12 protein-coding genes, 3 tRNA genes and 1 pseudogene are annotated in these 25,864 nt (G+C 35.7%); 7 read left to right on the forward strand and 9 right to left on the reverse strand.

What is annotated here, in order from left to right:
- The 5 genes and pseudogenes from J3U14_RS00005 to pflA all read left to right on the forward strand — a co-directional run.
- Positions 1 to 1,016 (forward strand): annotated as a pseudogene (locus J3U14_RS00005) (hypothetical protein); the annotation flags it as partial.
- A complete protein-coding gene (locus J3U14_RS00010; RefSeq protein WP_267369531.1) occupies positions 1,016 to 10,900 on the forward strand; it encodes an SdrD B-like domain-containing protein in 9,885 nt (3,294 codons plus the stop codon). The pseudogene J3U14_RS00005 and the gene J3U14_RS00010, both read left to right, overlap by 1 nt.
- A gap of 417 nt (positions 10,901 to 11,317) precedes the next feature.
- Positions 11,318 to 12,166 (forward strand): formate transporter FocA, encoded by an 849-nt coding sequence (focA, locus tag J3U14_RS00015; RefSeq protein ID WP_267351754.1) that lies wholly within the window; start codon positions 11,318 to 11,320, stop codon positions 12,164 to 12,166.
- A 69-nt stretch (positions 12,167 to 12,235) separates the two neighbouring features.
- Positions 12,236 to 14,518: a formate C-acetyltransferase gene (gene pflB / locus J3U14_RS00020; protein WP_220215723.1), complete on the forward strand. Its 2,283-nt coding sequence runs from the start codon at positions 12,236 to 12,238 to the stop codon at positions 14,516 to 14,518.
- A gap of 238 nt (positions 14,519 to 14,756) precedes the next feature.
- Complete coding sequence (gene pflA, locus J3U14_RS00025; RefSeq protein ID WP_218837373.1) at positions 14,757 to 15,539, forward strand: pyruvate formate lyase 1-activating protein; 783 nt, start codon at positions 14,757 to 14,759, stop codon at positions 15,537 to 15,539.
- A gap of 62 nt (positions 15,540 to 15,601) precedes the next feature.
- On the opposite strand, the gene rarD is transcribed toward pflA, so the two are convergent.
- Positions 15,602 to 16,498 carry an EamA family transporter RarD gene (gene rarD / locus J3U14_RS00030; RefSeq protein WP_267351752.1) on the reverse strand — a complete coding sequence of 299 codons (897 nt, stop codon included), beginning with the start codon at positions 16,496 to 16,498 and terminating at the stop codon, positions 15,602 to 15,604.
- 68 nt (positions 16,499 to 16,566) lie between these two features.
- Positions 16,567 to 17,859: a serine--tRNA ligase gene (gene serS / locus J3U14_RS00035; RefSeq protein WP_267351750.1), complete on the reverse strand. Its 1,293-nt coding sequence runs from the start codon at positions 17,857 to 17,859 to the stop codon at positions 16,567 to 16,569.
- A 595-nt stretch (positions 17,860 to 18,454) separates the two neighbouring features.
- Here serS and J3U14_RS00040 point away from each other — a divergent pair.
- The gene (locus J3U14_RS00040; protein ID WP_065559043.1) at positions 18,455 to 18,715 is read left to right on the forward strand and encodes a DUF4190 domain-containing protein; all 261 of its coding nucleotides are present in this window, start codon (positions 18,455 to 18,457) and stop codon (positions 18,713 to 18,715) included.
- 260 nt (positions 18,716 to 18,975) lie between these two features.
- Here the strand turns inward: J3U14_RS00040 and J3U14_RS00045 are convergent.
- The 7 genes from J3U14_RS00045 to recA form a co-directional block, all read right to left on the reverse strand.
- Positions 18,976 to 19,052: transfer RNA gene (locus tag J3U14_RS00045), tRNA-Arg, on the reverse strand.
- A gap of 17 nt (positions 19,053 to 19,069) precedes the next feature.
- Positions 19,070 to 19,146, reverse strand: a tRNA-Arg gene (locus J3U14_RS00050).
- 20 nt (positions 19,147 to 19,166) lie between these two features.
- A tRNA-Ser gene (locus J3U14_RS00055) sits at positions 19,167 to 19,259 on the reverse strand.
- Positions 19,260 to 19,388: 129 nt separating this feature from the next.
- Positions 19,389 to 19,589 (reverse strand): carbon storage regulator CsrA, encoded by a 201-nt coding sequence (gene csrA / locus J3U14_RS00060; RefSeq protein WP_065559044.1) that lies wholly within the window; start codon positions 19,587 to 19,589, stop codon positions 19,389 to 19,391.
- A 135-nt stretch (positions 19,590 to 19,724) separates the two neighbouring features.
- Positions 19,725 to 22,358, reverse strand: coding sequence for an alanine--tRNA ligase (gene alaS / locus J3U14_RS00065; protein WP_267351745.1), 2,634 nt, complete (start codon positions 22,356 to 22,358; stop codon positions 19,725 to 19,727).
- Between the two features lie 206 nt (positions 22,359 to 22,564).
- On the reverse strand, positions 22,565 to 23,065 hold the full coding sequence (locus J3U14_RS00070) for a regulatory protein RecX (RefSeq protein ID WP_267351743.1): 501 nt from the start codon (positions 23,063 to 23,065) through the stop codon (positions 22,565 to 22,567).
- Positions 23,065 to 24,105, reverse strand: a complete 1,041-nt coding sequence (gene recA / locus J3U14_RS00075) for a recombinase RecA (RefSeq protein ID WP_267351741.1) — start codon at positions 24,103 to 24,105, stop codon at positions 23,065 to 23,067. The genes J3U14_RS00070 and recA overlap by 1 nt, the downstream gene beginning before the upstream one ends.
- A gap of 500 nt (positions 24,106 to 24,605) precedes the next feature.
- Here recA and J3U14_RS00080 point away from each other — a divergent pair, with 500 nt between their 5' ends.
- A complete protein-coding gene (locus J3U14_RS00080) occupies positions 24,606 to 25,856 on the forward strand; it encodes a PqiA/YebS family transporter subunit (protein WP_267351739.1) in 1,251 nt (416 codons plus the stop codon).
- The last annotated feature ends 8 nt before the right edge of the window (positions 25,857 to 25,864 follow it).

Genomic DNA, 25,864 nt, shown 5'->3' on the forward strand with positions numbered 1-25,864 from the left:
AGGTACTCAATGATGTGGACTCAAGTTCGGGTCGCGGTATTACAACGGTATTTGGTGGTCGAACCAAGGCGACGAGTCAAATGGAGTTATATTCTGAGCGACAATTTAAAACCAACCGCATAGACCACACGACATCGGATGTTTATGGGGTAAGTTATAAACCGACGGAAGCCCAATTTATAGAGGGGTCTTACTCGATAGGCCGTGTGAGCAATCGTCACCGCAATCACACCAGTTTAACCGGAAATGATGAAACTCGTCGGGATATTTATGCCGCTGGTTATGGTTATAAAAATGATTTATTTCAAATACGCAATCGTCTGGAATATCGGATAGATGAAGGTAGTGAACGCATAAGACAATGGGTGACCACTAACCGGGCAAAAACGGTGGTTAATGAAAACTTAAGTTGGCTTGGACAATTTGATTTTGCCAAAACGTTTGGTAATCAAGATGATTCAAGTGATGTAGTAAGTAATTACACGGAGTCAATGATCGGTTTTGCCTACCGACCCCAAGTAATCAATAATCTGAACCTTTTTGGCAAAATGACCTATGTGTATGGATTAGACCCGGATGACCAGTTGATAGTGAACTCAACATCATCAGGTGGTAAACGTTATACGTCGAGCTTGTATGACCAAAAGAGCTGGGTATGGTCATTAGAAGGTGTTTACGAATGGAATGCGAACTGGGAAACGGCGTTTAAGGCGGCACAAAGACAGGGTCATTTACGTTATAAAGGTGAAAGCGATTGGTATTCATCAGGCGCTGATTTATATGCACTAAGGATTAATTATAAGACGGGTGACTGGGAATATCAGGTTGAGGGGCGAACGCTACGTACCGATCTGGCAGATGACCACAAAGACGGTTTAGTGACCAGTGTCTACCGTAATGTTGGCGACAACATCAAGATGGGTGTGGGTTACAACTTCACGGATTATAACGACAACTTAACACGCTTGAACTACCGTTCACATGGTTGGTTTGTCAATGTAGTGGGGAGTTTCTAATGAACAGTTGGCAAAAAGTTAACAGTAGTCAAATACGTTTACCCGTGCAAATAAAATCAGACCTAAAAGCTGAAAATCGAAAAGAAGAGAATTTACGCATATCAGGAGAGAAGATAATGCGAATTAAGTGTAATGCAACAGCGAAAATGAATGCTAAAAAAAGATCTTGGGTTGATGTTTTTAGTTATAAAGCGATATTACAATGTCTAAAATGGATGTTGCTATCCACCTTTATGTCGTTAACAATTGTATCGGTAGCTAATGCAATTCCAATAGCGGGAAGGGTATTTTTAGACTACGATGATACCGCAAAAAATGTAACCTTTCCGTTACAAGGCTTATCCGTGACATTAAAAGATGATCAAGGTATTTTAATATCAAATGAACAGACAAACGATAATGGCCAGTATAACTTTGAAGTTAACACTTTAGGAAATTATATCGTTGAAATAGCAACCAATAATGGGGAAAGCGTTTCCAAAAACGTAACTGTTAGAGGGGCAACAGGTGAATTAGGTCAAAACCTCTTTTTAAAAGGAAAAGGGGGAACTATTCATCTAAAAGTTAAAAATGGTACAGATGCAGGTATTAACAACATTCCTGTAAAAATGAGAACTCAATCAACGGTTGGGATGGTAACCAATACGGATAATAATATCGTATTAAAAACAGATAGTAATGGCGAAATAGAGATAAAAAATACATTATTACAGGTTAAATATGAGGCTTTTTTTGATAAAGACGTTGATCTCTTTTTAAAAACTCGAAATTATAAATTATGGGATGTCATACTACCAGATAATAGTCATCAATATGCTGAACTTATTTCTTTTAAGATGGAAGGTTCAGATCAAAGTGGGCAATTTAATCTTAAACATCGTAATACCAATTCTGTTGATGGTGTTGTTGTGGTTGATAGAAATAACAATAATACCTATGAAGCTGATATTGATACTGGTCTACAAAATATGAGGGTCGAGTTGTATTATTCCGGTACAACAACCAAAGTAATGGGAACCGATACCGTTATTACAGGTGGTGATGGTAAATACAGCTTTAGTGATCTCGCTGTTGCAACTTATGATATTCAGGTAACAAATGTCACTTCTCCACCTTTTACTACTGATAGTAAAAACAGGGCAAAAGCACAATTAACAATACCTGACTCAACTGGGGTGCCTAGTGGTCCTAATTTCTTGTTTCAATTAGATCCTAACGATACATCTTTATCCAGTATATCTGGAAATGTGTTTGTACTAGGACCTCAGCAATATATTATAGCAGGCCCAGATTCAGGTAAAACGGGCAATAATATTCCGCTTGCGGCTCAAGGTAGTACAGGACTTAATACCACTGTCGAACTTTACCAACATAATGGAACCGATTGGGAGAAAATTGCTTATCAATTTACCGGTAATTTGGGCGCCTATCAATTTGTCGGATTAGTAAAAGACAAAGATTATAAAGTTGTTGTCACAGAGTCAAATATAAATTTAAATAATACTGTTTTTGTCAATGACACAGACGGTAAGTCAACCAGTACCTCCTCTAAATCAAGAAGTACGCATAAAGGAAAAGTCACATTAAGTAATGGTACACAAGCTAACATTGCTGCTAAAGAGATTATCGTACCCAAACTTAATGAGAGAAAAACCAACCAAAACTTTTGGTATTCACCAATACGTAAAGATTTAGGTAATTTATTAGTCGTCAATTATTTGAAAACAGCCAATGGAAATTGGAGCTGGAGTTCAACAATTAATGGGCTTGAAGCAATTACCGCCAGTACTTATACTAAAATTGTCTTTTTTGAAGAAGATGGTGTGACTCAAGCAACCGATTTACAAGGTAATAAATTAGAAGTCAGCTATCAAAAACCGGGTTTTTATGGTGTAAGAGGCTCACAAAATTATCCTATCGATCATGCGGGTTTATTTTATTATTCTGTTGTTGAATATGATACGGATAATTTGGATTATCCCGAATCATATAATGGCGAATATTTGATTAATGTCACTCCAAATAGAACTTGGGAAGATACCCTTTACTTTACACCAAAAAGACCCAATACGATTTCTGGATATGTGTATTTAAATAATAGCCATCGAGGGGCTTTAGGCACTTATAATCCAAATCAAGATACACCAATTAAACAAAATCGGGTTACTTTGGAGCGTAAAGTATTTGGAAAATGGACAGTTATCACTGAATTTGCAACAGATAACAAGGGTTATTACAATTTCACCAATTTGCCTAACGGAGAGTATCGTGTTACGGCTAAACAGGAGTATGGTGGCGACAGTAATATCAAGGCTGGCGATGTTGATTTCGAAAATAATGATCAGAATAGCGGTTCAAGTATCGATCCTAATGATAATAAAAAAACGATATCAAGCATTGTTGTTAATGCGAGTGGTGGTAACAAATATAACACAGATACTAACATCTGGTATAAATTGAAAATTAATGAAGATGTTCTTCGTGGTTCAGTACTGTTAGATACATGGTTAGGTGATGGTGAGATACAAACCGGGCAAATGTACAATGCTAATGACTTACCATTAAAGAATGCTATTGTTTTACTTTGTGAAGATGACGGTACCAATGATTGTACTGAAAATGGAAGTAATTTTATTGGGAAAAAACTAACGAATGCCAAGGGTGAATATAGTTTTCAAGGGCAACAAGATGGTATTAATCGAGATGTGACTTATATCGTTAAAGCTATCTATTCAGGTACAACGGCTGTCACAAATACCGCTAAAGAGTTAGCTCCAAGTTATAAAGTACAATTTAAACAACTAGATGTCCCGATGACGAAAAACTTTCTAATGCAAGGAAAAGGACAATTTTCGGGGGCACCGGTTAATGATCTCAATGGCGATATGGACTATGCAGGTGAACAAACACTTGAGAAAGGCGATGGATATTTTGATCTCTATTTCTGGAATGGAAGTAATTATGAAAAATGGAGTGTTATTGGTGATTACTATCGAACGATCAATCTTAAATCATTACCAGAAGGCAAATACCGTATTGTTCATCAAGCAGATAAAACTAAATATTTAGATATTGCCGATAAGGATCCTTCTTCACCTCCTGGTACAGTAAATTTTGAAGTATTAGCTGATGGCACATTAGCAAATATGGATAATAATAATCAATGGTTTATGCAAGCAACGATAGCGCCTTCAGGGCTCACTGAAGCCTTGTCAGGTAATATTTATTTAGACATCACCGGATCAACTGAAAAAAATGAGCAATCGGTTTTATTAACATCAGATGAATTACAAAGGTATAATCTTTCAGATTTATCTGTAGAAGGGGTCTTTACACCAAGAATTTATCCTAATTACTATGATAGAACGAAAAGTATCGATTCTATCCTTGCAGATCCTGATTTTGTTGATAACAAAGTAAAACAAAATGGGCGATTTGTTTATAATAAACAAAACTCAACTCGGTATAATAATTTATATCTGACAAGTATGTTATTGCGATTAAATGGATTGGATCATAGTGCTTTCAAATTAGTTGGTAATAGCAGCGCATCTAAAGCAGAAAAAACTTATCTTCCAAATGAAATAAAAACAAATTTGGAATATATGCAGGTTTATTTATTACCAAGAGGTGTACCGAATCAATATTGGTTAATTAGAGCCAATAATAATACTGAAATTAGCGGTCAGCTTTATTACGATTATGATGATAATGGTAGTTTTGATGCGTCTAAGGGTGACGTGCCAATCACTGGTGTACGTGTCGAAATTTATCGTAAAGGCAGTAATAAATTATATTCTTATACCAAAACGGACAGTAATGGTAAATATCGTTTCAGTCATCTTTTAAATGATAATTACACAATAAAAGTAACGGATACAGGCTTAGATAAACGTTATGAATTGAAAAGTCCTTCTGATACCGTAAACGATGTTCAAATCACTGCATCGACGCCAATTTTATCAGGTGGTGGTTTAGACTTCATTTATAAAAAAGAGGGGGATGCATCGATATCGGGTTATGTCATGATCGATATCAATAATAATGGCCAACCCGATATCAGTTTCAATAGAACGGGTGATGTTCCTGTTTCAAATGTAACTATTAATTTATATAAAGGAAGTGACGCAACAGGTACGCCATTTAGTACGCTTAAAACCAATGAAATTGGCTATTATAGTTTTAGTTTAAGTAAAGATGATTCGAAAGCTAGCCTTTATACCGTTGAAATTGAACCGCCGAGCGGTTATGGCGTGATAGCAAATGCAGATAACAATACGAACAAAACTTTAAATCCGATATCTTTTAATACTAAAGGTGGTAGTCAGAAAGGTAAATACTTCTTATTAGCAGGGAAAACAAATGCTAATCCATCGGCAGGTATAACCAGCACTACTGCAACAAATAGTGGTATTTCGGGCAAAACATTAATTGGTGATCCTGCTGCTGCAACCGGTGAGCCATTAGGTGGGGTATTACTCAGTTTATACGATGCTACGACGAATAAAGAAATGGTTCGCCAGTATAGTGATGCCAATGGAGAATATCATTTTTATAATTTGCCAGATGGTAACTATAAAGTCAGTGTTATTTTAGCCCCACAAAACTATGTTATTGTTGGGAATAGCGAAAACTCAGCACAACCGATTGATACCATATCAAATATCATTATCAATAATCGAGGTATTGACGGTAAAATATTCTATTATAATCAGGCTAGCTATGATGGTATTCAAGGTAATGTGTATATCGATTTTAACGATTCTAACCAAGATTTGAATCATACAAATCAATTTGCGCATCCACTTGATGGCTCGGTACAGGCAACTGTTGAATTATATTCAGGATTAAATGCCAGTGGACAGCCATTGATGACTCAAAAAACCAACAATGGTCATTATCATTTTGCTAATCTATTATACGGAACGGGTGTTAATTATTCTGTTAAAATCATAATGAATTCGATTAGTGACTATGATTTCAAACAAAGTAAATCAGGAAATCAAGCACAAAATATCATTATTCCTGTCAGTGGATTACCTTTAGAAGGATCACTTGATAATCATTATCTTGTTTTAGGTAAGCAAAAAATTGGTGGTGATGTCTGGATTGATTTTAATAACAATAAAATCAAAACGGTTGATGAGCTTACTAATGGCGTGAAGGTGAATCTAAATTATAAGGTTCCAGGCTCAAATCAATATAAAACCCTTAAAACAATTGATACGGATAATATTTCTTTAAATGGTAATCCATCGAAAAATGGTCAATATCTTTTCGAAAAGCTACCTATAAATTATTATTATCAAGTAGAAGTCATTACACCAGATGGCGCTAAACTTATTCCTGCATCAGAGATAGCAAATAATAAAAATATCATTGATTTTATGCCGCTAACTAATGATGATTTCAGTAGTAGTACTGGATTTAATTATGACGGTATTATCGCAGGACAAGTAACGATTGATGTGGATAATAGTCAAAGTAAAACAGATGTTGATACCAGCTTTGCTGGGGTCAAACTTAATTTGACAAAAGTGCCAAGCCCAAATTCTAATGCGACTAATAATCAAGCAACATTTTCAGTAATAACTGACAGTTCAGGAAATTTTAAATTCGAAAATATGTCACCAGGTCAATGGGTTCTTTCTGCTGATAACTCACAAACAGTGGCAGATTGGAATAATTATGCTTTAAATTATACTTCAATGAATAACAGAACGATTGTTGGGCAGAATAATAGTTTGTCATTAGATATTAACTTAACTGTCAATCAACCTTCAATTGACAATATCAATATCGGTTATCGCGGTAGCAGTAAAATTACAGGTTATGTGGTTATTGACCGAGATAATGATGATCAATATAGTCAAAACGATATGGCATTTGGTCAGTTATCTACACCAATAACCCCAGTAATAACCTTAAATTCAGCAAACAATAAATCGGGCTTCACACCTAAAGATATATCGGTTGACCCATTTACAGGTGCTTTTGAAATAGACGGATTAAGTCAACATAATTATGAAATTACAAGCACAGTAAATCATAATGATTATAAACTTGTCTTTAGTCCAGGAAATCCAGCAACGCCATCGGCGATAGCAACGTTTGATATTAATGGTCCGAATGACAGTCGGTATGAACTTAATCCAGAAAAACGTGCTTTCGGTTATCAAATTAAACGCAACTTATCAGGAACAGTTTATTTGGACGCAAGCGGAAATGGTTCTTATCAAACATTCCATACAAAATTAGAGGGTGCTGTTGTAAAAATTGAAGGTGAATGGAATAACAAAAAAGTGACAGAAAGCCAAACAGTTGGTAGCGATGGTCAGTTTTCGTTTACTAACATTACTGAAGGCAAATGGACAGTTTCGGTTTCACATCCAACACGTTCAAGTTTGGTTTATAGCTATTTTGTTGAAAAATCAGTAACTCCAAGTGGGAGCAACACTAATAGTGTTAGTTATCAGGTTGATTCAAATACCGGTCGAGATATCAAACTTGATCTAGGTATGAAAGGTCAAAGCATAATTACAGGTATGGTTGTTCTGGACAACGATGTCGATGAACAATTGTCACAAGGTGATACCGGTATTGCTAATTTAACCATAAACCTAATTGATCCAACTAATGATACTGTTATCTATAAACAAACGAACACTGGCAGTAATGGCTATTTTGAATTTAATGGTTTATCGAGTGGTAATTATCGAATTCGAGTGACGGACCCTACAAACGCTTTAAGTGGTTATGTCATTAGCTTTAGTCCGACAGGTAAGGCATCGACGAATAACGCATTCGATATTGCCCCTGTAGTTGTTTCAGCGGACAACGACCAAAAAGTCAGTAATGATTTCGGTTATAAAGGTAATATAGGTATTAGTGGTCATATCTATCAAGATATTATGGGTAATGCGATTCATAATGCTAATTATCCTACGTTATCAGGGGTAGAGGTGAGTGCTATCAATCAAAGTAATAACGCAAAAGTTTCAAGCGTATCACTTGCCGATGGTAGTTATGCAATAAACAATCTAACATCGGGTGTATGGATTGTTAAAATTACAGGCTATCCTCAAGATTGGAATTATAGTTACGTCAATTACGCTGTAAATTATTTATCCATTGATCAGGTCAATCCTGGCGAGTTGAAACTAACCATTTCTGCCACAGATACCGCAGGTAAAACTATCGACTATGGCTTGAAGGGGAGTGCTAAAATTGCCGGGCGAGTGGTTGTCGATATGGATATCAATGATAATGCTAGTTTGAATTACCATGCGGCAGCTATTGATAGACCTTTAAATGGTATTCCTGTTACCCTCAAAAGTAATGGCTTAAGTGGTGCGCCTGAAATCAGAATGACAACGGATAGCAATGGTCATTACCAGTTTGATAATTTAACGGCATATAATCAATATGAAGTGAGTGTTGATGATAGCACCTTATTGCAGTCTGGATATCAAATCAGTTTCAGTCCAGCCATGGTTAATGGTGGAAATGCAAGTAATCATGATATGTTAGTGGTAGCGGGTGTTAATCAACAAGTTGACAATATTGATTATGGTTATAAGAGTCAAAAAGCGTTAAAAGGCAAAATTTATAAAGATTACTCAGGAAAAGGTATACATCAGACATATCATACTACTTTAGCGGGTGTTACCGTTGAAGCAAGGGATGCGAATAATCCTAATATTCTTCTAACCGCTGTGAGTGATGCTAACGGTCAATATGAAATCAATAATATTGCAGAGGGTGAATGGATTATTACTGTTCAACCAGTAGCAGGTTCAGGCTATAGTTATAGCTATGTGGTTAAACCACAAGGTATGCCTGCTACTGATGTTCCAAATGGAACAAAACTAGATATGAATGCGGCATCTTCTCCATTAGTCACCAATGTTGATTTCGGTCTAAAAGGTCAAGCAAGCATTAGTGGTCAAGTTGTGATTGATATCGATACCAATGATGGTAACGCAATAACAGCTCAAGATATTGGTATTGATTCACTATTCCCGCATTATGCCGTTGAATTATTTGTCGAAAATGATTTGGTTGATAGTGTTGAGGCAATAAGTACAGGCACAAATATTGATGATCTTGGTCAATATAAGTTTGAAAACCTAGTTTCAGGTGTTAACTACAAAGTTAAAGTCTCTATTCAAAATTCTAACTATATAAGTAGTTTCTTACTAACAGATAGTAATATTGCTGCAACAACGAATAAGACTGATAACGAAATGGAGGAAATTTACCAGTTTGCGAGTGCAACCGATCATGCTCAAGGAGTAATTTTTGCTTGGAGTGGTTTAAGTGGTATTAAAGGTAAAGTATTCTTAGATAACAATGATGATGGCGAGTACAATCCTTCAATTGATAGCTCAGTTAATGCGCCGGTCACATTATTATTCGAGAATGTAAACAATCCTGCTATCCACTTTACACACACATTAGCAGCGAGTGATGTTGATTATGAAATTAACAATATTATTCCGGGTAAATGGAAAATTGAAGTTACGGGTATACCAACGACTTTAAGAGCAAGCTTTGATCCGGATGATGCGCATCATGATCGTAATGGCACCGTAAATACCCCTAAAACAGAAAACGTGGCAACATTAGATATTTCGGGGAGTTTAATCGATCAAAACTTTGGTTATATCAATGGAGGATTCATTGAAGGAAGAATTCTTGATGATAATCATGGCGGAGGGTTAAAAGGTGCTGCTAATTATAATGGCTTAAAAGGTGTGAATGTTTACTTATTAGATAGTGATAAACAACACATCTTAGATAAAAGTGGTCAACCGGTTAAGTCAATAAGTGGTGAAAATGGTAAATTTAGTTTCCGTAACCTCATTATTGATACCAATAATAATGGTGCAGCACGATACTTTGTTAGAGTCCTGTATGGCGAGTATAACGATGGTAGTGTCAATGTTGGTCGTGGTAATCCTTTATTTGATTTGATACCGTCATTTGATCAATACGCAGACAATAACGGTAAAGTAATTGAACATGACTTAATTAATTTAGCTAGTCCACCAGCTTCGGTAACGTTCAATGGCGTGGGTGGTGCTCACACTGTGCCTGTCATGTTAAAAGATATGTCAACAACTTTGACACGGTTAGCAAATGAAATGCTATTAGGGTATCGTAATTCGGATGAGGATGTCACGATAATTAAAATGGCACAGAAAGATAATGTCGTTGTAGGTGATATCGTGCCTTACTCAATTCGAATTATCAATAATAGTCCACGTGCTTCAGCTATCAAGATACAAGATATCTTACCGGCAGGCTTTAAGTTTGTTAAAGGTTCAACGCGTCTTGATGGTAAAAAAGTTGCTGATCCTAGTGGCGGAAGAACGGTCACCTCTCAGGTCATCAAATTAAAATCTAACGATGAAGTAACGCTTACTTATATGCTGGTGGTCGGTTCGGGGGTGACTCAAGGCGAATATACCAATACAGCGAAAGCGATAAACTCATTAACTGGACGAGTTGTATCCAATACCTCTCATGCAACAGTAACGGTTACGGCTGATCCATTATTTGATGATGCGCTTATTTTCGGAAAAGTGTATGTGGATAAAAATGGTAACGGTATTCAAGATGAAGGTGAAGAAGGATTAGGGGGGATCAAACTGGTTACGGCTCGGGGTGAAATCATTACAACCGATGCAATTGGTCGTTATCACCTAGTCGGTGTATCAGGTGGTCGTTGGGAAAGAGGAGCCAATTTTGTGATAAAATTGGATACCAGAACATTACCAAAAGGCTATGAAGTGATTGGGCGTAATCCTAAAGTGATTCGAGTATCACCAGGGTTACCTAGCAAAGTTGACTTCTTAGTTTCAGAGGTAAGTAATCCATAACAATTGGATTACGGGCAAAATTTGGATAAGGATATCCAAATTGTAACGTGAAGTTACATTTACATATTTATTTAAGACTTGTTCTATTTTATTTTCCTCCTTTTTCGATATATCAGAAAAAGGATGGAAAATTTTTTTATTTAATCCGAATTTCTTCAGTCAACAGCAATGCAAAAAAATCGTTTATAATTGCTATGAAATAGTTAACTGTCTGTTTTAAAAGCTTATTAAAACTGTTAAACACTTTTTAAATCAAAACAGAATGTTATTATTTATGTTAATAAATGTAAAAAAATAAAATAAAAATAATGAGTTATAATTTTTTAAATTTTTTTAACTAAAAAATTGATGATTTGACATAAATTAAGAGTATACTATCCGCCTCATAAAACCCTAGTTTTTTTGAGGATGTTAACATTGAGTAATGATAAGCTTGTGGATTCTCTTTCCCCCGCACAAATGACCCAAATCGCTGAAGAGGTCGGTAATTATAAAGTAAATAAGCACCCTAGTAGCACGATTTTATCTGCAATTATTGCAGGTGTATTTATCTCAATTGCTTTTGTATTTTATATTACCGTGACAACAGGTACATCTACCGTTGCGTTTGGACTTGCTAAATTAGTCGGTGGTATTTGTTTCTCATTAGGACTTATGCTCGTTGTTTGCTGTGGAGCAGATCTTTTTACTTCAACAGTTTTAACAATTTTGCCGAAAATGACGCATAAAGTCAGTTGGTTTAGAATGATTCGCAATTGGATTTTAGTCTATATTGGTAATTTTATTGGTGCTATACTGTTTGTTGGCGTGATATGGTTCTCAGGTCAATATATGGTAGCCAATGGGATGTGGGGACTAAATGTTCTGCAAACTGCAGATCATAAATTGCATCATACCTTTATTGAAGCTGTTTTTCTTGGTTTATTAGCCAATCTAATGGTGTGCTTGGCGGCTTGGATGAGTTACGCTGGTCGTAGTTTATTAGATAAAATGCTAATCATGATTTTACCGGTAGCAATGTTTGTGGCAAGTGGTTTTGAGCATAGCATTGCTAATATGTTCATGATCCCAATGGGAATTGTGATCAACAATTTTGCTTCTCCGGAATTTTGGCATGCAATAGGTGTATCACCGGATGCATTCAAAGAATTAACCGTTGAGCATTTTGTGTTAAAGAATTTGATTCCTGTAACAATCGGGAATATTTTAGGTGGTTTAGTCGTTGCGCTGCCTTATTGGGCATTATATTTACGTAAGCCACATTGATTTTTATGATATTTACCCTTATATACAAAAGAGTAGATAGAAATTTTAGTAAACCTGAGGTGAAAAACTATGAGTAATTTAAACGAAGTACAAGCGGTCGCTTGGAAAGGATTTAAAGATGGTGATTGGCAAAATAATGTCAATGTCCGCGACTTCATTCAAAAAAACTACACACCATATGAGGGTGATGAGTCTTTTTTAGCTGGCGCAACTGATGCGACAACTAAATTATGGGATAAAGTTATGGAAGGCATCAAAATTGAAAATGCTACCCATGCCCCTGTAGATTTTGATACAAGTGTTATTTCGACAATTACTGCTCATGATGCAGGTTACATTGAAAAAGATTTAGAAAAAATTGTTGGCCTACAAACTGAGAAACCATTAAAACGTGCGATTATCCCGTTTGGTGGTATCAAAATGATCGAGAACTCTTGTAAAGCATACAACAGAACACTTGATCCTTTAGTCAAAAAAATCTTTACTGATTATCGTAAAACCCATAACCAAGGTGTTTTCGATATCTATACACCAGATATTCTTCGTTGTCGTAAATCAGGTGTTATCACTGGTCTTCCTGATGCGTATGGACGTGGTCGTATCATTGGGGATTACCGTCGTGTAGCACTTTACGGTATCGACTATTTGATGCAAGACAAATTTGCACAATTCAATTCATTACAAGCGGATTTTGAAAATGGTGTTGATTTAGCCATGACAATGCAACGTCGTGAAGAAATCGCTGAACAACATCGTGCGCTTGGTCAAATTAAAGAAATGGCTGCTAAATATGGTTACGACATTTCTGGACCAGCGAAAACGGCACAAGAAGCTGTTCAATGGACTTACTTTGGTTATTTAGCTGCGGTTAAATCTCAAAACGGTGCCGCTATGTCTTTAGGCCGTACTTCAACATTCTTTGATATTTATTTCCAACGTGATCTTGAAGCTGGATTAATTACTGAAAAAGACGCTCAAGAAATTGTTGACCACTTCGTAATGAAATTACGTATGGTTCGTTTCTTACGTACTCCAGAATATGATGAATTATTCTCTGGTGACCCTATTTGGGCAACAGAATCTATCGCTGGTATGGGTGTTGATGGTCGTACATTAGTTACTAAGACTTCTTTCCGTTTCTTAAACACTTTATATACCATGGGTCCATCACCAGAACCAAATATGACTATTCTTTGGTCTGAACAGTTACCAAGTGGATTCAAAGAGTTCGCATCAAAAGTATCGATTGATACGTCATCTTTACAATATGAAAATGATGATTTAATGCGTCCAGACTTTAACAACGACGATTATGCAATCGCATGTTGTGTAAGCCCAATGATTGTTGGTAAACAAATGCAATTCTTTGGTGCGCGTGCAAACCTTGCTAAAACTCTTCTATACGCAATCAATGGTGGTGTGGATGAGAAATTAAAAATGCAAGTTGGCCCGAAAGAAGATCCAATCACTGATGAATATCTTGATTTCGACAAAGTATTTGCTCGTTTAGATCACTTTATGGATTGGTTAGCAAAACAATATGTGACAGCACTAAACGCAATTCACTATATGCACGATAAATACAGCTATGAAGCATCATTAATGGCTCTTCACGATCGTGATATTATTCGTACTATGGCATGTGGTATTGCTGGTCTTTCTGTTGCTGCTGACTCATTATCTGCAATTAAATATGCAAAAGTAAAAACCATTCGTGATGAAGACGGTCTTGCGGTAGATTTTGAAATCGAAGGTGAATATCCACAATTCGGTAACAATGATCCTCGTGTAGATGATATCGCTGTAGATTTAGTTGAACGTTTCATGAAGAAAATTCAAAAACTGAAAACTTATCGTAATGCAATTCCTACACAATCTGTATTAACCATTACTTCAAACGTTGTATATGGTAAGAAAACAGGTAATACGCCAGACGGTCGTCGTGCCGGTGCGCCATTTGGACCAGGTGCTAACCCAATGCACGGACGTGACCAAAAAGGTGCGGTTGCTTCATTAACATCTGTTGCTAAATTGCCATTTGCTTACGCTAAAGACGGTATTTCTTATACTTTCTCTATCGTACCAAATGCATTAGGTAAAGATGATAATGCACGTAAACGTAACTTAGCTGGTTTAATGGATGGTTACTTCCACCACGAAGCATCAGTTGAAGGTGGTCAGCACTTAAATGTTAACGTATTGAATCGTGAAACATTATTAGATGCGATGGAACATCCTGAAAAATATCCACAATTAACCATTCGTGTTTCTGGATATGCAGTGCGTTTCAACTCATTAACTAAAGAACAACAAAAAGACGTCATTACACGTACTTTTACACAATCTATGTAATTTAGTTGATTTTAAATTACGACAAAATAGCGTCCTAAAAGGGCGCTATTTTTTTATAATATTGACTAAATTCATATTCATTATTCGTAAAAGAGTAGTTGTGTTGATATCATTCATTTTTAACCTATATAATTACCTAAATTAAAAAGCGTTTCTGATTAGTGTAATTGGTGAAAGCTAAACCGTATCTGAGTTAAAATAACGTATAAGCAATGTGAGCAACGATTAGAGAAAATTTATGGAACAAAATAACAATATCATTATGACAACAAAACAACCGATTAAAGGTCGTATTCATTCTTTCGAATCTTTTGGTACTGTTGATGGGCCAGGAATTCGCTTCATTGTTTTTTTTCAAGGTTGCTTAATGCGCTGTTTATACTGTCATAATCGTGATACTTGGGATTTGAAAGCAGGACGAGAGGTCACGGTTGATGAACTAATGAAAGAAATTGTTTCTTACAAAAGTTTTATCATGCCTAATGGGGGCGGCGTCACCGCATCGGGTGGTGAAGCAACGTTGCAATCTGAATTTATTACAGAATGGTTTAAGGCTTGTCATGAAGAGGGTATAAGTACCTGTCTGGATACCAACGGTTATGCTAGACAACTTGATCAGACTGTTGATGCGTTAATGGAAGTAACGGATTTAGTGATGCTTGATTTAAAACAGATGAATGATGAAATACATCAAAAACTGGTCGGTGTTTCGAATAAACGGGTACTTGAGTTTGCTAAATATCTTCAAAAAATTAATAAAAAAACATGGATCCGCTATGTCGTTGTGCCAGGCTGGACGGATGATGATAATTCTGCGCATCTACTAGGTCAATTTATTCAAGGAATGGACAATATTGAGCGTGTTGAATTATTGCCTTACCATAAAATGGGGGCTTATAAGTGGGATACGATAGGGGATAAATATCAATTGGAAGGCGTTGAGGCACCTCCAAGAGAAACCTTAGACAGAATCCAAGCGATTATTGAAAGTTATGGCCAGCCGGTCACGTTTAGTAAATAAATTTCACTATATCAAATAAAAGCACATTAAAATGTGCTTTTTTGTTATTTATCGAATGTTATTTACCGAATTCTTTTACGTTTTATCGCTCGTAAAACAAATATACTCCCTTCTAATGCTAATACGCAGACAGACAACCAAATAAGCCCATATGAGATGATATGCTCTGATGATACAGATTCATGCAAAAATATTACCGATACCATAGAAAGCAGAACAGGTTCTACATATCCAAGTAATCCGAATAATCCCATCGGTAGTAATCGTCTTGCAACAAAATACATTGCAAAAGCAATAGCGGTAATGATTCCTAGCATAGGGATAAAAATAGGAAAACTCGTCATGTCATGAATAATCTCATCCCAACTGTAGTTAAGAATAAAATAGATCAAACAGCCAAAAAAAATAAAGAAGAAGTCTGAAAACGTGCCTGCAATGCCCTCTATTTGTAATTTTCGGCGTGTCATAAAATAAACGGGGTATCCTAGGGCAATGACGGCTGTTTCCCACGAAAATGCGCCTGTATTGAAAATTTCAATAGCGACCCCTAATGCCGCAAGCCCCACTGCTATTTTTTGTAAAAAACTGAGCTTTTCTTGATAAAACAGCTGTCCTGAAATAACCATGGTTAATGGTAATAAGAAATAGCCTAACGAAGCTGACAAGCCATGTCCATTGATAGGAGCCCAGATAAAGATCATCATCTGGATTGTCAAAAGTAGTGAAGAACACAATAACCCAATTAAGAGAAGGGGATGTGTTTTTATACGGACAAAAAGTAGATAAATGGCAGACCACTGTTTTTCGATTAAAATTAAAATCACAATCGCAGGAAAAGAAGTCAACAATCGCCAGCAAAAGATATCAGTAACTGACAAGGGATGCAATAACACGGGATAATAATAAAGTAAGCCAAAAAGGCATGATGCGAGTATTGACAGGACAACACCTTTTATCATGATTTCACCTTAATTAATAAAAAAATAGCGCTAATGAATAGCGCTATTATAGGGTTAATAAACGTTTTTTAGCCTATTACTTCGACACCATTCATGTATGGGACTAAAACGGATGGAACTTTAATGCTTCCATCAGCTTGCTGATAGTTTTCCATAATGGCAACCAATGTACGCCCTACCGCTAATCCAGAACCATTTAAAGTATGGACTAAATAAGTTTTATTGTCTGCTTTGCTACGATAACGAGCTTGCATACGACGTGCTTGGAAATCCCACATATTAGAGCAAGAAGAGATTTCTCGATAAGTGTTTTGAGCAGGAACCCAAACTTCAAGATCATAGGTCTTACAAGAACCAAAGCCCATATCACCGGTACATAGCACAATTTTTCGATAAGGCAGTTCTAATAGCTGCAACACTTTTTCAGCATGAGCAGTAAGCTCTTCTAACGCTTGCATGGATTCTTCTGGTTTCACTATTTGCACTAACTCAACTTTATCAAATTGGTGCATACGAATTAAACCACGTGTGTCTTTACCATAAGATCCTGCTTCAGAACGGAAACAAGGTGTATGAGCGGTCATTTTTAATGGAAGCTCACTTTCATCTAAAATTTCATCACGCACTAAGTTTGTTACCGGAACTTCAGCGGTTGGGATTAATGCATAATTACTGCTTTCTGCTTCTTCATCGAGCGGTTTTGTGTGAAATAGGTCACCTGCAAATTTTGGTAATTGACCTGTTCCAAATAAAGTGGCCTTATTAACTAAATAAGGTACGTAAATTTCAGCATAGCCATGCTGCTCGGTATGAAGGTCTAACATGAATTGAGCGATAGCACGGTGTAAACGCGCAATTTGAGATTTCATCACCACAAATCGAGCCCCAGTGAGTTTTACACCCGCAGCAAAGTCAAGCCCACCAAAACGTTCACCTAAAGCAACATGATCTTGTACTGGAAAATCAAATGTTCTTGGCGTACCAAAACGCGATATTTCAACATTATCATTTTCGTCTTTACCGTCAGGTACAGAATCATCCGGTATATTTGGAATATTTGAAGCAATATCTTTAATTTGATTCAGTAAGATTTCGAGCTCAGCTTTAGCGCTGTTGAGTCTTTCACCAAGCTTATTGACTTCTTCACGTACGGACGTGATATCTTCACCACGAGCTTTAGCTTCACCAATAGCTTTAGAACGTGCATTACGCTCTGCCTGTAAGCTTTCGGTTTCAACTTGTAGTACTTTACGTTTTTCTTCAAGTTGACGAATACTATCAACATCTAATTTAAATCCACGGCGCGCTAATTTAGTAGCGACAAGATCCAATTCATTTCGGAGTAAATTCGGGTCCAACATAAAAAAAGTCCATTATGATTAATTAAAGATATCTATCTACTTTAATGGTTATTTTAATATAGCGACGACCATATTTAAAATAAAAAAAGCAGACTGATTATAAATATTTAAAGTTTGAGCTTAGTATACTCGATTTATATCGGGATTCAACCGGAGTGGTATACCCGAAGAAATCTAACTGATATTCGTCAATCAATGTAGTTCAATTGGATAAAAGCAATTATTTTATAATTTATTTTTCTTGCTTATACTGCTGAATATTTATCTCGACTATTATTCATAAAAGAAAAACAAATACAAGTTATTAACAATCATTTTTTGGTAAATTTTATCATACCGATGTTTCATATTGGTTTTAAATCTATTTTCCTATTTTTATACAGTATTAAATCATTATCTAAATCATTTAGTTATTGTTATATGTCAATTGCTACTGATATCGATTTTATTCGCATCTATCACGAAAATAATTTGAATAGCGGTGATTTATGATTGATAAAGTGAAATATATCTTATATTGATCTGCTAAAACGATAATCTTATACTTAACTGCTATTTATTTTATTTTTCAAAAGTATCAAGGGGCAAAAGATAAATGGATCAACAACAATATAAAGCAACAAGTGGTTTAGCTATAGCGGGGATGAGTTGCGGAATTTCATCACTGGTTTCTATTTTGGTCATCAATATTTTAAGTATTGTCGTCGCTATTGTCGCTATAGTATTGAGTGCTGTTGCTATGAGTGATATAAAAAATAATAATAAAAGAGGTTTTGGTTTTGCAACAACAGGGATAATTTGTGGAATCATAACGCTTTTATTATGGTGTTCATTTTTCATTTTAGTATTAACTTAGAATGTGCACTTTGACTTCTAATCTTGCTTAAAACACTTTTTAGGGCTTGGGTAGGAATAGATGACATTAGAGGCCTGAGAAACATAAAAAGCGTTGTAGAGCGTTTTATATAAGCATTTTTGGGGTATTGGTAAACATGCTAAAGTGTAGAGCAGAGCAGATGATTAATATATGCGTATAGAATAATTTTTTAGGTGGTTTTACACATTATAACCTTTGATTGATTAGCATAAATCGAAGAATCTTTTGGGATGCTTAAATGGCGCACCCGAAGGGATTCGAACCCCTGACCGCTCGGTTCGAAGCCGAGTGCTCTATCCAGCTGAGCTACGGATGCTTGTAAGTTCGTAAAAATGGTGCATCCGAAGGGATTCGAACCCCTGACCGCCCGGTTCGTAGCCGGGTACTCTATCCAGCTGAGCTACGGATGCATATTTTAAATTTTTAAAAATGGCGGTGAGAGAGGGATTCGAACCCTCGATGCAGCTTTTGACCGCATACTCCCTTAGCAGGGGAGCGCCTTCAGCCTCTCGGCCATCTCACCAAAACAACCATGATTTTATCTGAACAACAAAATCATTATGTGTGGCGCACATATTACGGTTTACAAAAAATAAGTCAAACATTTTTTTGCTTACGCGTTCTAGTTGTTTAATTCGTGCCCAAAATATTGCTATTCTTTAGGCTCAGAAACCTCATCAGCCTTGTTTTGTGCTTGATGGATTCTGTTATAGATTTCTTCACGATGAATAGAAACTTCTTTAGGTGCATTAATACCAATTCTGACCTGATTGCCTTTCACGCCCAAAATGGTAATAACAACATCGTCACCAATAATTAGTGTTTCACCTACTCTCCGAGTTAAAATTAACATTCGATCTCCTACTCTCAGTTATTTATATATCCAAACTGTTATAAAAAGTAGCTTCGTTAGTCCATCAATAAACACAATAATGGATTTAAAAGACAAACTCTGTTGGCTTGTTTTAAGTCAATCGAATCTATCTCACTAACTAGCTTGTAATTTATTACTGATTTCCTTTTTCACAGAAGATAACGCTCCTGGTAACGCTGAAAGATCCATTCCACCTGCTTGGGCGAAATCAGGCCGCCCACCACCTTTACCACCTACCATTAATGCTAATTGAGATACTAATTCGCCAGCTTTAACAATATTAATTAAATCATTTGTTACACCAGCAGCTAAATTAATTTTGTCACCATTAACAGCAGCAAGAACAATTACTCCAGACTTCAATTGATTTTTAAGATCATCAATCATTGTGCGTAATTGTTTCGCTTCGACATTATCAAGTTTAGCGATTAGCAAATTTTTATTACCAATGTTTTCACATTGTTTGAGCAGTTGTGCACTTTGTTGGCTAGCTTTTTGTGCATTTAATTGCTCTATGGTTTTCTCTAACTGTTTAGTTTGTTCAAGCAATTGCTCAATACGAACTAAAACTGTAGATTTGTCGCTTTTTACCAATTGTTCAATTTGCGTTAACAAATTGGATTCATGGTGTATGTACTCCATTGCATTTTGCCCTGTTGTAGCTTCAATACGACGAACACCAGAAGCAATGCTGGATTCTGAGGTAATTTTAAATAGACCTATATCACCAGTTCGATCAACATGCGTACCTCCGCACAATTCAATCGAAAAATCTCCCATTGTTAGCACTCTAACAATGTCTTCGTATTTCTCACCAAATAATGCCATAGCGCCTCTATTTTTAGCTTCATCTATTGGCATTAACTCAATATCGACAGGTAAGTTACGACGTATTTGTTGATTCACCAGATTTTCAATTTCAGTAATTTGCTCTGCTGTTATGGCTTGATTATGTGAAAAGTCAAAACGCAGATAGCTATCATTGACTAATGAACCTTTTTGATGAACATGATTGCCTAAAATTTGTTGCAGTGCAGCTTGCAATAAATGTGTAGCAGAGTGATTACGACGAATGCGTTCACGTAGCTCAACATCAATCGCAGCAGTAACATTATCACCAACTTTTAGGGATCCTTTTACGATCTGCCCTAAATGACCAATACTTTTACCATATTTTTGACTATCAAAAACGGTGTATTCAAGGTTAGCATTGGTTAAGACACCTTTATCGCCAATTTGACCACCAGACTCACCATAGAAAGGGGTTTTATCTAATATCACAATAGCGTCTTCACCGGCATGAATACTGTCAACTTTTTGGCCATTTTTAAAAATCGCTATAACTTTTGCGGAAGATTCTGTTGCTTGATAACCTAAAAATTCAGTTACCTCATCAAGTTTAATCACATTGCTATAATCAACACTAAATGAACTTGATTCACGCGCGCGTTTTCGTTGCTCTTCCATACAGTTATTAAAACCGACTTCATCAATCGTGATATTTTTTTCACGGCAGACATCAGCCGTTAAGTCTAATGGGAAACCGTAAGTATCATAAAGCTTAAAGGCAATATCACCCGGTAAAACATGACCTGTAATTTTTGCTAATTCTTGATCAAGTAAGAATAAACCACGTTCTAATGTTTTTAAGAATTGTTCTTCTTCTAGTCTCAGGGTATTTTCAACATGTTCACGATTATTATTTAATTCTACTGCGGCATTTTCCATTACGTTAATTAATGGTTTTACCAGTTTATAGAAGAATATTCCTTTTGCGCCAAGCATATGACCATGTCGTACTGCTCGTCGGATGATTCGACGTAATACATAGCCACGACCTTCATTGGAAGGCATCACCCCATCTGAAATTAAAAACGCACAAGATCGAATATGATCGGCAATAACTCGCAAAGATTTATTTTCTAAATCTTTAGTTTGAATAATTTCAGCTGCATCTTTAATTAACTGTTTAAATAAGTCAATATCGTAATTAGAGTTAACATGTTGCAGTACGGCAGCAATACGTTCAAGTCCCATACCTGTATCAACAGAAGGTTTAGGTAAAGGCTCCATGGTACCGTCGGCATGGCGATTAAACTGCATAAAGACGATATTCCAAATTTCAATGAAACGGTCACCATCTTCTTCAGGGCTACCTGGCGGTCCACCCCATAAATGATCACCATGATCATAAAAAATTTCGGTACACGGTCCACAAGGGCCGGTATCACCCATTTGCCAAAAGTTATCAGATGCATAAGGCGCACCTTTATTATCGCCAATTCGTATAATACGTTCTTTTGGAATACCGATATCTTTTTCCCAAATAGCATAAGCTTCGTCATCTGTTTCATAAACAGTCACAGTAAGCTTATCTTTTGGAAGATTAAACCATTCTTTACTGGTTAATAATTCCCATGCAAAATGAATTGCATCACGTTTGAAGTAATCACCAAAACTAAAATTACCTAGCATTTCAAAGAAAGTATGATGTCTAGCTGTGTAGCCAACATTATCAAGATCGTTATGTTTACCGCCAGCGCGTACGCAACGTTGTGCTGTTGTTGCTCGATTATAAGGACGTTTATCTATACCAAGAAATACATCTTTAAATTGATTCATTCCAGCATTAGTGAATAGTAATGTTGGATCATTATGTGGAACAAGGGAACTACTTGCTACGATTTCGTGTCCTTTGCTATTGAAAAAGTCAAGAAAATTTTGACGAATTTCTGCAGTGCTTTTCATTTAGGCTTCCATATAAAAATGATAGATATTTAAATATAGTAATATACCCGTTACAACTAAAGTTGAATAGTAGATGTTCTTTATACTGCAGTGAATCTAGCTAATATTACAAGTAAATAAGGAAAAAATAAAATGACCTAGTGAGCTTTATTCGTAAAGGGTATCGTTCAAACTTCGATTGAATACATTTTAGATATTTTACCAGTTTAAGTCAACAAACTGTACACATTTTTTACATCATCTTGTGTATAACCTCGGGTTGTTAAGAATTGTATGTTTTTGTACCACAAAGGTTTATTTTTGGGATCAATTTGTTTAAATTTTTTAATTAATTGTTGGTGAGCAATTTTAGACCAATTTATATCTGAATTATTCAGAATTTCACGGCTTAAGTCGGTTGGTAAACCTCGTTGCTTAAGTTCTAATGCAATTCGGTATTTACCATATCCTTTGTTAGCTCGCATAGTAATATATTTTTCAATATATTGGGCATCATTCATCCAATTTTGCTCAATACAATACTCAATAACATCATTAATTTCTGAGCTAAGTTGATGGTATTGTTCGTGATACTCTTCGTCCGAACTTTTGATTTTTCTGGCAAAAAATAGTGTTAGTTTTTGATTTAATTTATAGGATGAATGGTCACGCTGTGCAAGTAATTGCACAGCTTTATTTAAGATAGATTTATTGAGTTTTTTGCTCATTACTCAAAACTTTCATCTTCTGGTGATGCGTCTTCATCAGAAAAAACCGCAGGACTATTTAATAATAGTTCTCGTAATTTAGTTTCAAGTTCATTGGCAATTTCGGGATGCTCTTGTAAAAATTTAATTGAATTCGCTTTTCCTTGACCCACTTTTTCGCCGTTATAGCTATACCATGCCCCCGCTTTATCAACTAATTTATGTTTGACACCTAAATCAATTAATTCACCATCTTTAGAAATACCACAGCCATATAGTATTTGAAATTCAGCTTGTCTAAATGGCGCTGCGACTTTATTTTTAACAACTTTAACTCGTGTGTCACTACCAATCACATCTTCGCCTTCTTTTACTGCACCAGTACGACGGATATCTAAACGAACAGATGCGTAGAATTTAAGTGCATTACCACCAGTTGTGGTTTCTGGGTTACCAAACATCACACCAATTTTCATCCGAATTTGGTTAATAAATACGACTAAACAATTCGCATTTTTAATATTTGCAGTAAGTTTTCGCAGGGCTTGTGACATCAAACGAGCTTGTAACCCCATATGCGAATCACCCATTTCACCTTCAATTTCAGCTTTAGGTGTTAATGCTGCTACCGAGTCGACAATGATCACATCAACTGCACCAGAACGAACTAATGCATCACAAATTTCAAGTGCTTGTTCACCGGTGTCGGGTTGTGAAACTAATAAGTCATCAACTTGTACACCTAATTTAGCTGCATAAATTGGATCTAAGGCGTGTTCTGCATCAATAAATGCGCAAGTTTTACCTTCTTTTTGAGCCTGTGCAATAACCGATAATGTTAATGTGGTTTTACCTGATGATTCTGGTCCAAAAATTTCAACTATTCGCCCCATTGGTAAGCCACCAATGCCTAATGCAATATCAAGTCCTAAAGAACCAGTTGAGACGGCATCAACATCTAACGTTTGGGTATCCCCTAAACGCATAATAGAACCTTTACCAAATTGTTTTTCGATTTGACTTAATGCTGCTGAAAGTGCACGTTGTTTGTTTTCGTTCATATAATAAAATTCCACTGAGTTAGCATATTGGGTGGTATTATACTGTATTGTTATACAGTATCAAGTTTTTTTTGCTTTAAATAAAATAGATAATAACTGATACATAATAAAATGTTTTTTTTCATGATGTCGACTAAATTCATGCGCTAATTTAGACTTAAGTGAGGGACTAAAAATAGAGATAGTTTAGTTCAATTCGAGATAAGTGTTAGCCAGCAATACATTGAGACAAATAAAAACCAATGAACTTGTTTATCAAAAAAATAATTGAAAAAATAGAAAGTAAATAAGGTAAAAATTGGATATTATTTGCTCTTTTTTCCTGCAAAATGGTATTTGTTACTGTGAGTTTAATGCGATTAATAAGTCATATACGGATTAAGTTAATCTTATTGAAGTCAATTTTTTGTCGATCAAATTGTTTAAAGCTTTAGACTTAAATGTTATGCTAAACTTAACTTTTTTTACATATCTCATTAGCGCTTACATAAAGGGAAATAATGACCATTGATAAACAATGTAATGAATATGAATTGTGCCCAAATTGCGATTTGGTTGTAGAGCTATCTGATATTCTTTTGAAACATAAGGCGGTATGTCCTCGTTGTAATACCACCTTAGCTAAAAATAATGCAGATATGAAGTTTAAAGCGATGATCTACGCCATATGTGCATTGATAATGGTTATCGCAGCAAGTCATTTTATATTTATTGATATTCGTCTGGTCGGTAATTTTAATGGCGTGAGTGTTATTGATATACCTAAAACACTATTTGATGATAATTACAGTTATATTTCGGCGCTTTTTGTCGTGTTTGTATTGCTTTTTCCCGTTATTAATTTAGCAATTATTGCGCTACTTTGCTCTAAAATAGAGCTTTCAAAATATCGCAAAAGAGATCTGTTAGTTGTATACGAAAGATTTCAACACTGGTGCATGCCAGAAATATTTCTAACAGGGGTACTGGTTAGCTTTGTTAAGTTGATGAGTTACGGTAATATCGGCGTAACCAGTTCATTTTGGGCTTTTTGTTTATTCGCCTTTTTTTATATAAAAGCGTTAGTTATTTTTTCTCCGGATGCAATTTGGAATGAGATTAAAACAAATAATTTTGCTAAAGGCGAATTAAAAACAGGTAAAACGGCAATCAGTCAAAAATTAAAGTTATGTAGCTGTTGTCAGGCTATTGTTCCTTTTGAGTATGCTAAATGTCCTCGATGTAAACAGAAAAGTCAGATTCGAAACCGTAATAAAATACAATGGACGATTGCATTACTAACAACTTCATTACTAATTTATATTCCAGCAAATTTATATGGCATTATGATAACGGTTGTATTTGGTTCATCATCGACTTCAACCATTATGGATGGGGTCATTTATATGTGGCAAGCGGGTGATGTTCCTGTTGCGTTAATTATTTTTACAGCGAGTGTTGTTATTCCAATTTTGAAAATTATTTCACTTAGCTGGCTTTGTTATTTTGCCTTAGCGGTTAAGCGAAAAAATAAACAAAATTGTTTGAGAATGAAAAAATTATATAGTGCTGTCGAATTTATCGGTAAATGGTCAATGATTGATATCTTTGTGGTTTCTGTCGTGTGTTCATTAGTTAGAAATCAACAAATGATGGGGGTATATCCAGATATTGGTGTTGTATTTTTTGCCACCGTCGTAATTGTGACAATGATTGCATCGCAAAAATTTGATCCTCGATTAATTTGGGATCGTAGACCAATTAGAAATTAGCGTTATAG

The organism is Gilliamella sp. B3801 (assembly GCF_026536645.1).
Classification (GTDB): domain Bacteria; phylum Pseudomonadota; class Gammaproteobacteria; order Enterobacterales; family Orbaceae; genus Gilliamella; species Gilliamella apicola_I.

Excerpts from the sequence above, each read along its gene's own strand:
- J3U14_RS00010 (WP_267369531.1), top strand. The coding sequence starts at position 1,016 with ATGAACAGTTGGCAAAAAGTTAACAGTAGTCAAATACGTTTACCCGTG.
- pflB (WP_220215723.1), top strand. The coding sequence starts at position 12,236 with ATGAGTAATTTAAACGAAGTACAAGCGGTCGCTTGGAAAGGATTTAAA.
- pflA (WP_218837373.1), top strand. The coding sequence starts at position 14,757 with ATGGAACAAAATAACAATATCATTATGACAACAAAACAACCGATTAAA.
- rarD (WP_267351752.1), bottom strand. The coding sequence starts at position 16,498 with ATGATAAAAGGTGTTGTCCTGTCAATACTCGCATCATGCCTTTTTGGC.
- serS (WP_267351750.1), bottom strand. The coding sequence starts at position 17,859 with ATGTTGGACCCGAATTTACTCCGAAATGAATTGGATCTTGTCGCTACT.
- J3U14_RS00040 (WP_065559043.1), top strand. The coding sequence starts at position 18,455 with ATGGATCAACAACAATATAAAGCAACAAGTGGTTTAGCTATAGCGGGG.
- csrA (WP_065559044.1), bottom strand. The coding sequence starts at position 19,589 with ATGTTAATTTTAACTCGGAGAGTAGGTGAAACACTAATTATTGGTGAC.
- alaS (WP_267351745.1), bottom strand. The coding sequence starts at position 22,358 with ATGAAAAGCACTGCAGAAATTCGTCAAAATTTTCTTGACTTTTTCAAT.
- J3U14_RS00070 (WP_267351743.1), bottom strand. The coding sequence starts at position 23,065 with ATGAGCAAAAAACTCAATAAATCTATCTTAAATAAAGCTGTGCAATTA.
- recA (WP_267351741.1), bottom strand. The coding sequence starts at position 24,105 with ATGAACGAAAACAAACAACGTGCACTTTCAGCAGCATTAAGTCAAATC.
- J3U14_RS00080 (WP_267351739.1), top strand. The coding sequence starts at position 24,606 with ATGACCATTGATAAACAATGTAATGAATATGAATTGTGCCCAAATTGC.